The organism is Campylobacter massiliensis (genome assembly GCF_014253065.1).
Taxonomy (GTDB): Bacteria; Campylobacterota; Campylobacteria; order Campylobacterales; family Campylobacteraceae; genus Campylobacter_A; species Campylobacter_A massiliensis.
In genome coordinates this window covers 954,924-968,288 of record NZ_JACLZK010000001.1, presented here as the reverse complement: position 1 = coordinate 968,288, position 13,365 = coordinate 954,924, and the positions used below count along the sequence as shown (strand labels likewise).

11 protein-coding genes are annotated in these 13,365 nt (G+C 47.2%); 6 read left to right on the top strand and 5 right to left on the bottom strand.

Annotated elements, in window-relative coordinates; translation table 11 throughout:
• Positions 1–60 precede the first annotated feature (60 nt).
• From H7R39_RS04520 to ccoG, 5 genes are all read right to left on the bottom strand, one after another.
• Positions 61–1,437: an efflux transporter outer membrane subunit gene (locus tag H7R39_RS04520; protein ID WP_185898137.1), complete on the bottom strand. Its 1,377-nt coding sequence runs from the start codon at positions 1,435–1,437 to the stop codon at positions 61–63.
• Complete coding sequence (locus H7R39_RS04515; protein ID WP_185898136.1) at positions 1,430–4,567, bottom strand: efflux RND transporter permease subunit; 3,138 nt, start codon at positions 4,565–4,567, stop codon at positions 1,430–1,432. Before H7R39_RS04515 ends, H7R39_RS04520 begins: the two co-directional genes overlap by 8 nt.
• The gene (locus tag H7R39_RS04510) at positions 4,567–5,751 is read right to left on the bottom strand and encodes an efflux RND transporter periplasmic adaptor subunit (RefSeq protein WP_185898135.1); all 1,185 of its coding nucleotides are present in this window, start codon (positions 5,749–5,751) and stop codon (positions 4,567–4,569) included. The genes H7R39_RS04515 and H7R39_RS04510 overlap by 1 nt, the downstream gene beginning before the upstream one ends.
• 119 nt (positions 5,752–5,870) lie before the next feature.
• Positions 5,871–6,503: a TetR/AcrR family transcriptional regulator gene (locus H7R39_RS04505; protein WP_185898134.1), complete on the bottom strand. Its 633-nt coding sequence runs from the start codon at positions 6,501–6,503 to the stop codon at positions 5,871–5,873.
• Between the two features lie 63 nt (positions 6,504–6,566).
• Entirely contained in the window at positions 6,567–7,919 is a 1,353-nt protein-coding gene (ccoG, locus tag H7R39_RS04500) for a cytochrome c oxidase accessory protein CcoG (RefSeq protein WP_185898133.1), read from the bottom strand.
• Between the two features lie 131 nt (positions 7,920–8,050).
• Between ccoG and H7R39_RS04495 the strand changes: the two genes are divergently transcribed.
• The 6 genes from H7R39_RS04495 (at position 8,051) to H7R39_RS04470 (ending at position 13,364) form a co-directional block, all read left to right on the top strand.
• A complete protein-coding gene (locus H7R39_RS04495; protein WP_185898132.1) occupies positions 8,051–9,535 on the top strand; it encodes a flavocytochrome c in 1,485 nt (494 codons plus the stop codon).
• Between the two features lie 88 nt (positions 9,536–9,623).
• Positions 9,624–9,836 carry a 30S ribosomal protein S21 gene (gene rpsU / locus H7R39_RS04490; RefSeq protein ID WP_002951513.1) on the top strand — a complete coding sequence of 71 codons (213 nt, stop codon included), beginning with the start codon at positions 9,624–9,626 and terminating at the stop codon, positions 9,834–9,836.
• 108 nt (positions 9,837–9,944) lie between these two features.
• Positions 9,945–10,610 carry a MerR family transcriptional regulator gene (locus tag H7R39_RS04485; RefSeq protein ID WP_185898131.1) on the top strand — a complete coding sequence of 222 codons (666 nt, stop codon included), beginning with the start codon at positions 9,945–9,947 and terminating at the stop codon, positions 10,608–10,610.
• Entirely contained in the window at positions 10,607–11,245 is a 639-nt protein-coding gene (locus H7R39_RS04480; protein ID WP_185898130.1) for a UPF0323 family lipoprotein, read from the top strand. The genes H7R39_RS04485 and H7R39_RS04480 overlap by 4 nt, the downstream gene beginning before the upstream one ends.
• A gap of 1 nt (position 11,246) precedes the next feature.
• Entirely contained in the window at positions 11,247–12,425 is a 1,179-nt protein-coding gene (locus tag H7R39_RS04475) for a glutathionylspermidine synthase family protein (protein WP_221892067.1), read from the top strand.
• A gap of 9 nt (positions 12,426–12,434) precedes the next feature.
• Positions 12,435–13,364 (top strand): D-2-hydroxyacid dehydrogenase, encoded by a 930-nt coding sequence (locus tag H7R39_RS04470; protein ID WP_185898129.1) that lies wholly within the window; start codon positions 12,435–12,437, stop codon positions 13,362–13,364.
• The last annotated feature ends 1 nt before the right edge of the window (position 13,365 follow it).

Here is a 13,365-nt window from a genome sequence, read left to right as displayed (position 1 = left end):
AGCCGAAACAACAGCTAAAATTTAAAAGAAAGAGGCGGAAAGCTCCGCCAAAAAGTAGAATTATTCGGCTTTAAATCCGCCGCCAAATGCCTTATAAACGTCCACGACCGAGTCGATGAGGCTTAAATTTGCCGCAATATCTTGGAGTCTAACCGAGAGTAGGTTGCGCTGCGCGTCTAGTAGTTCCAGGTGCCCGGTGTAGCCTTCTTCAAACTGATCCTTGGCCAGCTTATAGATTTTTTCTTGCGAGTTCAGGAGCTCTTTGACTTGATTTAGCGTTAGTTTGGCGTTTTTACGGTTGTTTAGCGCGTCTCTAACCTCGCCCAGAGCCTTTTTGACCGCCGCTTCGTAGGCTACGGCCGCGATTTGCTCGTTAGTTTCGGCTATGCGGACGTTGTTTTTGGTTCTGCCGTAGTCAAAAATTTTCTGCACCAAAGATCCGCCTATGCTCCACGTGTTTGCGTTACTGATAAAGATATTTTCAAAATCCACGCTAGAAAATCCAAAAAGCCCTGTTAGCGAGATGGACGGCAGATAGTCGGCCTTTGCGACGCCGATTAGCGCGTTAGTGGCGTTTAGATCGGCGTAGGCTTTAGCTACGTCGCTCCTTCGCAGTAGTATGTCCGCACTTACGCCCGCACTTACTTTGGGCTCTTTTGGTAGCATTTTAGCGCTCTGCACGGCACCACTCAGGATCTCGTCGTTTGATTTACCCGTTAGCATCGCTACCGACGTTAGAGCCTGAGACAGCGAGGTTTGCACCTCTAGCAGGCTTACTTTTGCGCTTTCGACGGCGGCTTTGCTTTGTAGATAGGTCGTCTCGTTTATGCCGCCTAGATCAAGCTGCGTTTTGCGAAGCGCTAGCGTCTCCTCGTAGGTTTTTAGCGTGTCTTTTAGCACGGCTTCGCGCATATTTAGAGCCACGAGCGCGAAGTAGCTTTTAGCCACGCTAGAGCTTATGCTAAGGCGCGCGGTGGCGTAGTCGAGCTTGGTCGCGTTTAGGCTGGCTTTAGCCGACTCGACGCTGTTTCTCACTCTGCCCCACAGGTCTATCTCGTAGCTTAGGCCTAAATTTACCTGCGATGTTCGGTAGCGCGTCTGAGGCTGTTTGGTGTAGGTTTCGCCACTACTTTTTGCTTTAGTGTAGCCGACGTTTAAATTTACGCTAGGAAATAGATCTGCTTCCGAGATGCCTAGGCTTGCGGCCGCTTTTTGTAAATTTAAATAAGCTGTGCGAAGGTCGGTGTTTTTCTCTAGCGCGCTAGCTACGAGAGCGTTTAGGTTTTCGTCGCCAAACTCCTTCCACCACTCGTCTTTGATGTCGCTAGTTTCAAATTTATACGTAGATTCAAATTTCGTATCGACCTCGGGTATCTCGGGTCGAAACGAGCAGCCTGCTAAAAATAGCGCCGCGGCTAAAGTTAAAATTTTATACATTTTTGATCTCCTGTGCTCGGCTTGGTTTTTTGTCCCAGACTTTGTTGTTTAGCTTTTCTAGTAGATAGTAAAACATCGGTATGAAAAATATCGCTATCGTAGTGGCAGCTATCATACCGCCGACCACGCCCGTGCCTAGAGAGTGGCGAGACGCAGCGCCGGCACCCGTGCTGATAACCATCGGAAAAACGCCCAGGGTAAACGCGAGCGAGGTCATGACGATCGGGCGGAAGCGAAGCCTTGCAGCATTAACGGCCGCGTCAAATACGCTCTTGCCAGCTAGTCTTTCTTGCATCGCAAATTCTACGATAAGGATCGCGTTTTTAGCCGATAGACCGATGAGAAGCAGTAGTCCGATCTGGAAATAAATGTCGTTTGTTAGCCCTCTAGCCCAAACGGCGACTAGCGAGCCAAAAACCGCAAACGGAACGGCCGTGATAACGGCTAGCGGGATGAGCCAGCGCTCATACTGCGCCGCTAGGATCAAAAATACGAAAATCATACCGAATATAAACGCCGTAGAGCCCGTACCTTGCGAGCTAACCTCCTGATACGCCGTACCCGCCCAGCTGATGGAGTACTCCTCCGTGCTTAGCGTCTGCTCGACCACCTCTTGTATCGCTTTTATCGCGTCTCCCGATGTGTAGCCCGGTTTTGGGTCGCCTTGGATCTTGGCCGCTGGGAAAAGGTTAAATCTATCCACGATATCGGGACCCAAAATTCTAGTTAGGGTGGCTACCGAGTTTAGCGGTATCATCTCACCGCCGCTTGAGCGGACGTAAATTTTACGCAAGTCTTCGGGGTTGTTTCTAAAGCCCTCTTCGCCTCTAGCGTAGACGCGGTAGGATTTACCGAAAAGGTTGAAGTCATTGACGTAATACGAACCGAAGGTTGAGCCTATCGCGCTAAAAATTTCGCTCTCGCTCACGCCGAACATCTGGGCTTTTTGCCTATCGACGTCGATTTTAAACTGGCGGTAATTAGTCTCTAGCGTCGAGCGCACGCTAGTTAGATCCGGGCGCGCATTTGCCGCGGCCACTACTTTTTTCACGTCGGCTTCGATCTGGGCGTAGCTTTTGCCGCTTTTATTTTGTAGATACATCTCAAAGCCGCCCGTCATCGAAAGACCCATGATAGGCGGGACGTTTACGACAAAGCTCATCGACTCCTTCGAGCCCCAAAGCATACCGTTAAAGGGGCCGGTTAGCGCGTCTGCTTGACTATCCGGCGTTTTTCTCTGGCTCCAGTCTTTTAGCTTGACGAAGCTGATGGCCGAGTTTTCTCTAAGCGCGCCCGCGATCATATCGTATCCGGCAAACCCCATCGTAAATTCGACGTTTGGATTGCTTAGAATCATGTTGCTGATAGTTTTTACCTCTTCTTTGGTTTTTAGCATATTGCTTGACGGCGGTAGCGAAGTGATAACCATCAGTGCGCCCTTATCTTCGGACGGTACGAGGCCGCTAGGAACTTTTTTAAACAGCTCGTAAGTCGCAAAACCCATGACGCCTATCAAAATAAGGCTGATTATCACGTGACGAAGCACTTTTGCAACGCCCGCGGTAAAAATTTTCGTACTCCAGTCGAAAAAGTCGTTAAATTTTTGCACGAACCAAAACGGCTTACTCTCTTGTTTTTTTATCATAACGCCGCAAAGTGCCGGAGTAAGCGTAAGTGCGACAAAGCCCGAAATACAAACCGAAGTAACCAGAGTGAGCGCAAACTGGCGCTGGATCACGCCGACAAAACCCTCCATAAAAGAAACCGGAACAAAAACGGCGGATAAAACCAGCACGATCGAGATGACGGGGGTTTGTACCTCCTCCATCGCCTTATATGTCGCTTCTTTGACGGTGATGTCTTTTTCCTCGTGTAAAATTCTCTCCACGTTTTCGATAACGATGATGGCGTCGTCCACGACGATACCGATAGCAAGGATAAGCGCAAAAAGAGTGATTAAATTTATACTAAATCCCATCGCGTACAGTCCGCCAAAGGTGCCGATGATGGACACGGGAACGGCTAGCATCGGGATGACGGTAGCGCGGAAGCTCTTTAAAAACATATACATAACGATGAGAACTAAGATCATCGCCTCGATAAAGGTTTTTACGACTTCGTGGATAGAGACTTCGATAAATTCGGTCGGGTTATATGCGATCGTGTGCGTAAATCCTTCGGGGAAATTTTTACTTAGCTCGTCTAGCTTTGCATTTACCGCTTGCGCCGTGGCTAGGGCGTTAGCGTCGTTTTGCATAAAGATTAGAAGCGGTATAGAGTCTTTACCGTTTAGCATCGCGTCGTTGGCGTAGTTAGCCGCTCCTAACTCCACTGTCGCTACGTCTTTTAGCTTTAGCGTCGCGCCGTCCGCGCTTTTGATGATTATATCGCCAAACTGTGCGGCATTTTTGAGTCGTCCGCCCGTGCGAACGGAATAAACGTAAGGATTATCGCCGTCTGACGGCTGCTCGCCTATCTTACCGGCGGCGTATTGGCTATTTTGGATTTTTACTTGGGCGATTACGTCGCTAGGAGTTAGCTTGTAGTAAGCGAGCAAATCGGGCTTTAGCCAAATTCGTATCGAGTACTCTTTGGTACCGATTAGCACGGTATCGCCTACGCCGTTAACCCTTTTGATCTCGTCTGCTATGTTTAAATTTACGTAGTTATACATCTCGATGGAGTTCATTTTCGGACTAGTAAAGCCTATAGCCTCTAGGATCGAACTGCTACGTTCGCGCACGGTTACGCCCATGTTTTGCACCTCTTGAGGCAGCCTTGAGAGCGCGGCCTGGACGCGGTTGTTTACGTCGATCGTGGCTTGTTTGGCTGAGGTGCCGATTTTAAAATAAACGTTGATATTTAGCGAGCCGCTCGAGCTTGAGGTGCTTTGCATATAGAGCATGTTTTCTACGCCGTTTATCTGGTCCTCGATCGCGCTAGCTACGGAGTCGGCGATAGTCTGGGCGTCGGCGCCTGTGTAGACGGCGCTAACGGAAATTTGAGGCGGGGTTAGCTTAGGATACTCCTCGATGGGAAGCCCCTTTATCGCCATCGCGCCCGCGATAACTATGATGATAGATACGACGGTGGCGAATATCGGGCGGTCAATGAAAAATTTAGAAAACATTATTTAGCCTTTTCTTGCTCGTTTTTAGGCTCTAAATTTGCGCCTTTACCAAAGCTTTCGGTTAGGTCCTTATCTATCTCTACGGGCGCACCCACGCCGATTTTTAGGAAGTTGTTTAAGATGATTTTATCATTTTCGTTTAGCCCCTCGCTAACTACAGCAGCGTCTTTCGTCTGGTAGGTTACCTTTACGTCTTTGGATGCTACTTTGCCGTCCTCTACGACTAGTACATAGGTCTTGACGTCGGTTTGCTGGAGTGCGACTTGAGGGATTTTAAAGCCGTCTTTTTGATAAAATCCTCCCATCGTCACGTGGCCGAACATTCCAGGCAGCAACTTGCCCTCGTCGTTGTTAAATTCAGCCTTGGCTAAAACGCTGCCCATGTTCGTATTTACGACGTTATCGATAAAATTTACTTTACCGTCAAATTCGCCCGGGCCTACTTTTAGCACGGCGTCCGAGTTTGTCTGCACCCAGAGGCTGCTTTCTTGCATTTTGACGCGGTTTAAGTTATCTACGTCGGAGATGTGGAAGTGCGCTTCGATCGGATTGATTTTGGTTAGGCGCACTAGCTGGGTAGTGTTTGCTACGACTAGCGAGCCTACGTCTACGAGATTATCGCCCAAAACGCCGTCAAAAGGCGCGGCGATGCTCGTGTAACCTAGATCTATTTTCGCGCTTTTGGCACTAGCTTTGGAGCTTAATAAATTTGCGTTTGCGATTTCAAGCGCCGAAACGGCCGCGTCGTACTCTTTTTGCGAAACGGCGTTTTTCTTATATAAATTTGAAATTCTGTTAAATTCGGTCTGAGCGTTCTTTAAATTTGCGTTTGCTACGCCGATAGCGGCCTCAAGCGCGTCGTAGCTGGCTTGGTATTTTTCGGGATCTATCAAAAACAGCTTGTCGCCTGCTTTTACGTTATCGCCGGGTTTAAAAAACTGTTTGGTTATCGTGCCGCTTACTTTGGGATAGACGATGACGTCTTGTTGGCTAGTTAGGGTCGCGGTGTAGTCAAAGCTGATCGGCACGTCTGATTTTTTAGCTACGAATACGTCGACCTTTGACGGCGGCATTTGCCGTTGTTGTCCGGCTGCGGCCGCGCTTTTTTTATCGTTACCATCAAAGCATGCCGTAAAAAGCAGCGACGCCAATAACAAAACCGAAAGGGTTTTAAAATTTCTCATAAATTTGCCTTTAATTTTTTGGGATATTATACAAAAATTTGGTATATAATATTTGTTACAAATGAAGTCGGCTATTTTACTCTTATTTACACGAAAAGTCAAATTTTAGAGAGTAGAATTTAGCGTTTTTTTACACCGTGTAAAAACATATCTATGCGCGTTTTTACGTGCTCTTCGCGCTCTTTTTCGCTTAGCATTATGTCTTCGTTAAGTAAGACCGCATTATAGTGATAAGGCTCTCTAACGACAGCCGCAAACGTCTTGGCCGCGACGTAAGGAGAGATGCATGGATTTAGCTGGACTCTTATGTCTTCGCGCTCGAAAAAATCTATCAAAATTTTATCGATTTTGCTTAAAATTTGATCCAAAAACTCTTTACCCAAAAGCCCGTCGTTTTTCGCGCCCTCGCTCATCATCACTCTTGAGATTAGCGTGGTTTTCTTTTCGCAGATGATGTCGAAAAATATCATCGCGAATTTTGTTAAAAAATCATCCAGCTTATGCGGTAAATTTAGATCGATTTTCTCGTCTATACGAGTTCTAAAGTCGTCAAATCCGCGCTCTACGATGGCGCGAAAGAGTCCTTCTTTATTTTCAAAAAATTTGTAGATGCTTGCCAGCGATCCGCCGCTTTTTTTGATGATATCCGTTAAACTCGTGTTTTCGTAGCCGTTTTCAAGGAAAATTTCAAGTCCAGCTTGGATGAATTTCTCTTTTCTCTCGGCGCTTCGTTTCGTCGGTTTCGTATCCATTTTTCTAGCCCTCAAATTTCAAAAAAATCTTAAAATATGATTATACTATAAAAAAATAATTTTTTACTCACTTGGATGGGCGAAAATCGTCCGTCTTTTAACATTTATTTTTTCTTTGTTATCCGCGGCGTAGGCGGAGATTTCTATCTTCGTCGTTTGCTCGTTTGTGCCGGCAAATGCCGCTTTAGGTGCGCTTAGCACGACTACGACTTTCCTTTTTTCGCCCGCTTTTAGCGAAATTTGAGTCTTTGGGCGCTCGATTTTTATCGGCGCTTTAGCTTCCTCTGCGCTAACGTCAAAGTAAAATTCATGCGCCGCCGCGTCGGTATTTTCAAACAAAAACACGTAAGCGTTTTCGATCTCGCCGCTTTTATTTACTTTATACAGCTCGCTCGTGCGGTTGATGTTTAGCAGCATGCTCTCTTTTTTGGCGCTCATTAGCGTTAGCGCGGTCGCGGCGATAGCGATGGCGGCGCAGTAGCCGACGGTTTTAAAGCGCAAATACCGCACTTTTTGCTTGGTTTTTAGCGAATTTGAGCTCGTCCAGCTAATTAGACTAGGTAAATTTAGCCCAGACATCGTTTTTGTGCACGCATCGACGCACTCCAGGCAGTTTATGCACTCTAGCTGCATGCCTTTTCTGATGTCGATGTGCGTCGGGCAAATTTTCACGCAGGCTTCGCAGCCGGTGCACTCGTTTTGCGGCTCCGGCGGTTTTTTCCAGAGTTTGGTTTGACCCTCAAAAATTTTACCGCCGCGCGTCTCGTCGTAGATGACCTGCATGCTATCGGCATCGATCATCACGGACTGTACTCTAGCGTACGGACAGACGTAAACGCAAAAATTTTCGCCCAAAAACGCTACGTCAAATATCAAAAACGCCGCGATAACAAGCCAAGCTCCGAGTAAAATTTTATGCTCGGCCAGGTCTGAAATTTGAGCGAAAAAATCTTGCGGCGGGACGAAAAACCAGAGAAAATTCGCCGCCGCAACAAAAGCCAAAACGCTCCAGATCGCGACTGCTAGCGCGTTTTTGACGCCGCCCTCAGCCTGCGTTTGTTTGTTTGAAATGCTTTTGCGGATTTTTAAAATTTTAGTTTGTATAAGGTCGCGGTAGATCGCGCGAAATATCGTCTGTGGACAGCTCCAGCCGCACCAGACGCGGCCGCCCAAATTCGTCATAAAAAATATAAAAATAAAAAAAATGATGAGCACGAAAGGCATCAAAAATAGCTCTTGGACGTTAAATTTGGCAAAAAACAGATGCAGCTCGCTACGCTCGAAGCTTAAAAGAAAAAATTGATTTCCGCCGATAGATATAAACGGTAAAATAAGCGTGGTACAGGTTATCAGGATGTAGGCGATATAGCGTTTGCTGGCAAATTTGAAATATTTTTTATACTCTTCTTTAGTCATAATTCATCCTGATTACAAAGTAGTGATAATTTTTGATAAATTATAGAGTTAATGCTATTAAACGCATATTAAAATTGCTATTACGCCACTTTTATGATGTATAATTTCATAAATTCTTTAAAGGAGATGTTATGAAAAAAATTTCTAGAAGAAATTTCATCAAAACCGGCCTCGCGGCAGCCGCTGTTGGTGCGCTAAATTTGCAAGCGGCACAAGATGACGAGATAAAATGGGACGCGGAATACGACGTCTTGGTGGTAGGTAGCGGCCTTAGCGCAAACGTCGCGGGCATCGTAGCAGCCGAGGGTGGGCTTGGTGTAGCGCTACTAGAAAAGATGTCGCGAATGGGCGGCAACTCCGTCGTTTCTCAGCTTGATTTTGCCTGCGTGGGCTCCGAACAACAGGAAAAAGCCGGCATCAAAGACTCCATCGAGCTTTTTGTAAAAGATTTAAACAAGGCAGGCAAGGGCTTTAACTACATAGAGCAGTCTTATAGGATTGCCCAAAATTCAAAAAGAGCGTATGAATTCGTCAAAGCAAGAGGCGTGCAATACGCCGAAAAGCTAAAGCATCTGGGCGGGCATAGCGTAGCAAGAAGCCTAGAGACCGTAGGCGGAGGCGGAGCGTGCGTGCAGGCGCTAAATTCTCACTTTGAGAGCAAGGGCGGCAAGACGTTAAAGCGCGTAAAGGTCGATGAAATCGTGCTGGATAAAAACGGCGCGGCGATAGGACTAAAGGTGAGAGAGGAATATAAATTTGATAAAAACCTAGCCGACGACGATGCGCAAAACGTTTCGGGAGACGTTAAATTTTATAAAGCTAAAAAGGCCGTAATTTTTGCAAGCGGCGGATTTTCGGCGGATAAAACCTTTAAAGCAGCACAAAATCCAAGGCTCGCTCTAGCATCCACTCCGTCAAATCCAGGCGCGACGGCCGGTGCGTTAAAAACCATGGTAAGGGCGGGCGCGATGCCTGTACAGCTTAGCCTGGGACGCTATTCGTTTGGTATTCCGACGGAGGATTTGATATTTGCTATTGCGGTCGACGGCAAAAACTCAAAGAGATTTATGAACGAAGACGGCGACAGGCAGACTTTGTCCGATAATATTTTAGAAAATATGCAAAAAAACGAAAGCGATCTGTTCCCGACTATAATCTTTGACGAGACGGGATTTACCTCCAGTCATGACCCAAAAAGGCTGCAAAAATTTATAGAAACCGGCAAGATGAAAAAATTTGAGAGCCTAGACGAGCTAGCTGCGGAATTTAAGCTAAATGCGCAAATTTTAAAAGAGGAAATAAAGCGGTATAACGAAAGCGTCGCCGCCAAAACCGATGCCGATTTTAAAAAAGATTTAACCAAAGTCGCTCCGATAGAAAAGGCTCCGTTTTTCGCGATACTCGGGGCTCCTGGCATCAGCTATACTCCGGGCGGCGTGAGGGTAAATTTGAACTTTGAAGTTCTTAATATAAACGATAGCAAGCCTATTAAAAATTTATACGCCGTAGGCGAGGCGACGGGCGGAGTGCACGGATTTACGAGGCTTACCAGCTGCTCGACGCCCGATTGTATCAGCTCGGCGATGATAGCGGCGGAGCATATACTAAAAGGCTAAATTTAAAACCCGGACGGCAGGCAAAGCTTAAATTTATCAAATTTAAACTATAATCGCCATCTATTTTAATTGAAAGGTGGTGAGGACGTTGCCTGGTATTAAGGTACATCCTAACGAGTCTTTTGACGAAGCTTACAGAAAGTTCAAAAAGCAAACCGACAGGAACCTTGTCGTGACCGAAGTTCGCGCAAGACGCTTTTTCGAGCCTATGACCGAGATCCGCAAAAAACAAAAAATCGCGGCTCGCAAGAAAATGCTTAAACGTCTATATATGCTTAGACGCTACGAGTCAAAGCTCTAACCAAAAGGGTCGCTTTGGCGGCCTTTTCTTTTTTAAACTCCCGTTTAACTCGCATCAAAGCCAAAATTTGCCATAATCTACGCCAAATTTAACGATCAAAGGAAAAATATGTCCAAAGTGCCCGTGAGCGAGGCTGCGGAAATCTTAGGCGTAACCAAAGAAGCCGTCTACAACCGCATTCGTCGCGGAACGCTAAAGACCTTTGAAAAGGACGGCGTAAAATACGTGGTTTTAGAGGGCTACGAGCCTCAAACCGCACCCAAATCAGCGCCCAAAACTTCAAAATCCGCTAAAAGCTCGGAGTCAAAAAAAGCCGCTAAGGCCGGCGAATTTGACGTGAACGAATTTCTACTCTCGCAAATTAGCGAACTAAAAGAACAAAATCAAAATTTGCAAGCCGATAAAGATAGGCTTTTTCGCGAAAAAGAGCAAATTTTGCTAAATAATAAATCCGAAATAGCTCAAATTTACCGCGAAAGAGACGAGAAGCTAAGGGGATTTTTAAGTATGCTCGAGCGACCGTTGCTAGCGCGTCAAAACGGCGAATACGTGGCTCCCATCGACGTCGAATTCGTCGAGAGCAAGCCTGAAAACGAGGGTAAATGGACGAGCCTAGCCGAGTTTTTAAAATCGCAAAATTTAAGCGGTAAGAGCCTTAAAAAAACGCAAAATAAAATCATAAAAAACATCGGAAAATCAAAATTTATCAAATTTAAAAAAGGCGTGATAATGGTAAAAAGTAAGAAAATTTCAAAGGAGCTAGATAAAAAATGAGAGTTTTTAAAGGCATAAAAAAAGTAGCAAGCTACGCTGCGGTAGGCGGCTTTGGCGCGGTGATAGCGGCTGGGCTGGCAGGATGCGGCAGCGATAACGGTGGAGCAAATAACAATGACGGTAGCGCGCTAAAAGAAGCGGCGCAAAAAACGGGAGCTTTCGTCATCATCGAAGAAACCGCGCCCGGCAAATATAAAGTCCTAGAGGAGTATCCGAGCAGCGAAACGCGCGTCGTACTAAAGGACATCAACGGCACCGAGCGCGTGCTAAGCAAAGAGGAGATGGATAAGCTAATCGCCGAGGAAAACGCTAAAATCGACGCCGGAACGTCGAATCTAACCGGCTCAAACGCTCAAAACGCGCAGCTAAGCAGCGGCGGTATGAGCCTTGGCGAGACGCTTCTAGCCTCGGCTGCGGGCGCGATCATAGGCAGTTGGATCGGCAACAAGCTATTTAACAACCCGGGCTATCAGTCGCAGCGCCAAAGCGCGTATAAAAACCCAAGCGCCTACTCAAGGAGCGTAGATAGCTTTAACAAAGCCAAAGCCGCTAGCTCGGCAAGTAAACCAAGCGGCGGAAAGAGCGGATTTTTCGGCGGTTCAAGCTCAAGTTCAAGCTCAAGTTTCGGAGGATAAAATGATAAATTTAAAAAAAATCGAACCGCTAAATAGCGAATTTTTAGGCGAGATCGGCTTTACCTGGCACACCGATCCGGACGGCAGCGACTACGTAGCAGACGAGCTAGTCGAGGTTAGCGAGGCGCAGGCCGAGGCCTACTACAACGCCGCAAACGAGCTATACGATATGTTCGTCGCAGCCGCCCAGCACGTCATCGACAACAACCTCTACCACGAGGTCGGCATCCCATTTAATCTCGTAGATCTCGTGCGTGAAAGCTGGGAAAACGACGTGCATTGGCACCTTTACGGTAGATTTGACCTTGCAGGCGGTCTAGACGGCAAGCCGATAAAACTCATCGAATTTAACGCCGACACCCCGACGGCCGTGTTTGAGACAGCGATCATCCAGTGGGCGGCGCTTAAGTTTAACAGCATGGACGAGAGCGCGCAGTTTAACGACCTTTATGACGCCCTAAAGCAAAATTTTAGGCGCCTGGTGACGCTAGATGAGGAGACCGAGAGCTTTAACGAGCACTACGAGGGCTGGAAAATTTTATTTAGCTCGGTTGCGGGCAGCAGCGAGGATGAGCAGACCGTGAAGCTACTGCAGTATATCGCCGAGGAGGCGGGCTTTCACACGGCGTTTGCTTACGTCGATGAGGTCGTATTTAACGACGAGGAGGGCGTGTTTTTTAACGGAGAAAACTACGAGTACTGGTTTAAGCTCGTGCCGTGGGAGGACATCGCCGTAGAGGAAGGCGAGCTAGCCATCATCCTAAAAAACATTGTCCAAAATCAAAAAGCCATCATCCTAAATCCGGCATACACGTTGCTTTTCCAAAGCAAGGGCATTTTAAAAATTCTTTGGGATTTATATCCGAATCACCCGCTCTTGCTGCAAGCTAGCGATAAGCCGATCGCAGGCAAAAAATGCGTGAAAAAGCCGGTCTTCGGACGAGAAGGCGCGAATGTGAGCGTGATTGAGGCCGACGGCAGCATTAGTTCACAAAACGGCGGCGACTACGGTCAAAACCGCGCGATCTATCAGGAATTTTACGAATTTAACAAAGACGCCGCCAACAATAGCTACCAAGCTGGCGTATTTTTTGCCTACGAGGCATGCGCGCTGGGATATCGCAGGGGTGGCGAAATTTTAGATAACTACTCCAAATTCGTGGGGCATTTTATCAAATAAGGACGCAAAATGAAAATAGTCTGCCTCGATGCCGCGACGCTTGGAAGCGACGTAAATTTGGATGTTTTGAAGCAGTTTGGCGAGTTTATTAGCTTTGAGACGACTGCCGCGGCCGAGCGCATAGAGCGGCTAAAGGGCGCGGACGTCGTCATCACGAACAAGGTTGTCATCGACAAAGACGTGATGGACGCGTCAAATTTAAAGCTAATCTGCATAAGTGCAACTGGCATGAACAACGTCGATCTCGCCTACGCCGCGACAAAAGGCATCGCGGTAAAAAACGTCGCCGGCTACTCGACGGCTAGCGTCGTGCAGCATACTTTTGCTTGCCTTTTTGCGCTAACCAATCGCATCAAATTTTACGATAACTACGCGCAAAGCGGCGAGTGGGCAAAGAGCGAAATTTTTACGAATCTAGACCGCAGTATCGGCGAGATCGCGGGCAAGAGCTTTGGCGTCATCGGGCTTGGCGAGATCGGCAGGGGCGTGGCGCGCATAGCGGCGGCATTTGGGGCGAGAGTGAGCTACTACTCAACTAGCGGCGCAAACGCAAACGCCGAGTTTAAAAGGAAAAATTTAAACGAGCTTTTAAGCGGCTGCGATATCGTGAGTATCCACGCTCCGCTAAATGAAAAAACGCGAAATTTGATCGGCGAGCGGGAGCTAAATTTGATGAAAGAGGGCGCTATACTGATGAACTTTGGACGCGGCGGCATAGTGGACGAAAACGCCGTAGCCCGCGCGATAGATGGGCGAAATTTGCGATTTGCCGCCGATGTGCTAGAGACCGAGCCTATGCGCGCGGATCATCCGCTGCTTCGTATCAAAAATAAGGAAAATTTGATACTCACTCCGCACGTAGCTTGGGCGAGTTTTGAAGCTAGAGAGCGGCTCGTAGCGATGATCGTAGAAAATATAAAAGAATTTTTGAAAGGATAAA

Bases quoted from the DNA above. Each gene is read 5' to 3' on its own strand.
- H7R39_RS04495 (WP_185898132.1), top strand. From the start codon at position 8,051: ATGAAAAAAATTTCTAGAAGAAATTTCATCAAAACCGGCCTCGCGGCA.
- H7R39_RS04480 (WP_185898130.1), top strand. From the start codon at position 10,607: ATGAGAGTTTTTAAAGGCATAAAAAAAGTAGCAAGCTACGCTGCGGTA.
- H7R39_RS04485 (WP_185898131.1), top strand. From the start codon at position 9,945: ATGTCCAAAGTGCCCGTGAGCGAGGCTGCGGAAATCTTAGGCGTAACC.
- ccoG (WP_185898133.1), bottom strand. From the start codon at position 7,919: ATGACTAAAGAAGAGTATAAAAAATATTTCAAATTTGCCAGCAAACGC.
- H7R39_RS04510 (WP_185898135.1), bottom strand. From the start codon at position 5,751: ATGAGAAATTTTAAAACCCTTTCGGTTTTGTTATTGGCGTCGCTGCTT.
- H7R39_RS04520 (WP_185898137.1), bottom strand. From the start codon at position 1,437: ATGTATAAAATTTTAACTTTAGCCGCGGCGCTATTTTTAGCAGGCTGC.
- H7R39_RS04505 (WP_185898134.1), bottom strand. From the start codon at position 6,503: ATGGATACGAAACCGACGAAACGAAGCGCCGAGAGAAAAGAGAAATTC.
- H7R39_RS04470 (WP_185898129.1), top strand. From the start codon at position 12,435: ATGAAAATAGTCTGCCTCGATGCCGCGACGCTTGGAAGCGACGTAAAT.
- H7R39_RS04475 (WP_221892067.1), top strand. From the start codon at position 11,247: ATGATAAATTTAAAAAAAATCGAACCGCTAAATAGCGAATTTTTAGGC.
- H7R39_RS04515 (WP_185898136.1), bottom strand. From the start codon at position 4,567: ATGTTTTCTAAATTTTTCATTGACCGCCCGATATTCGCCACCGTCGTA.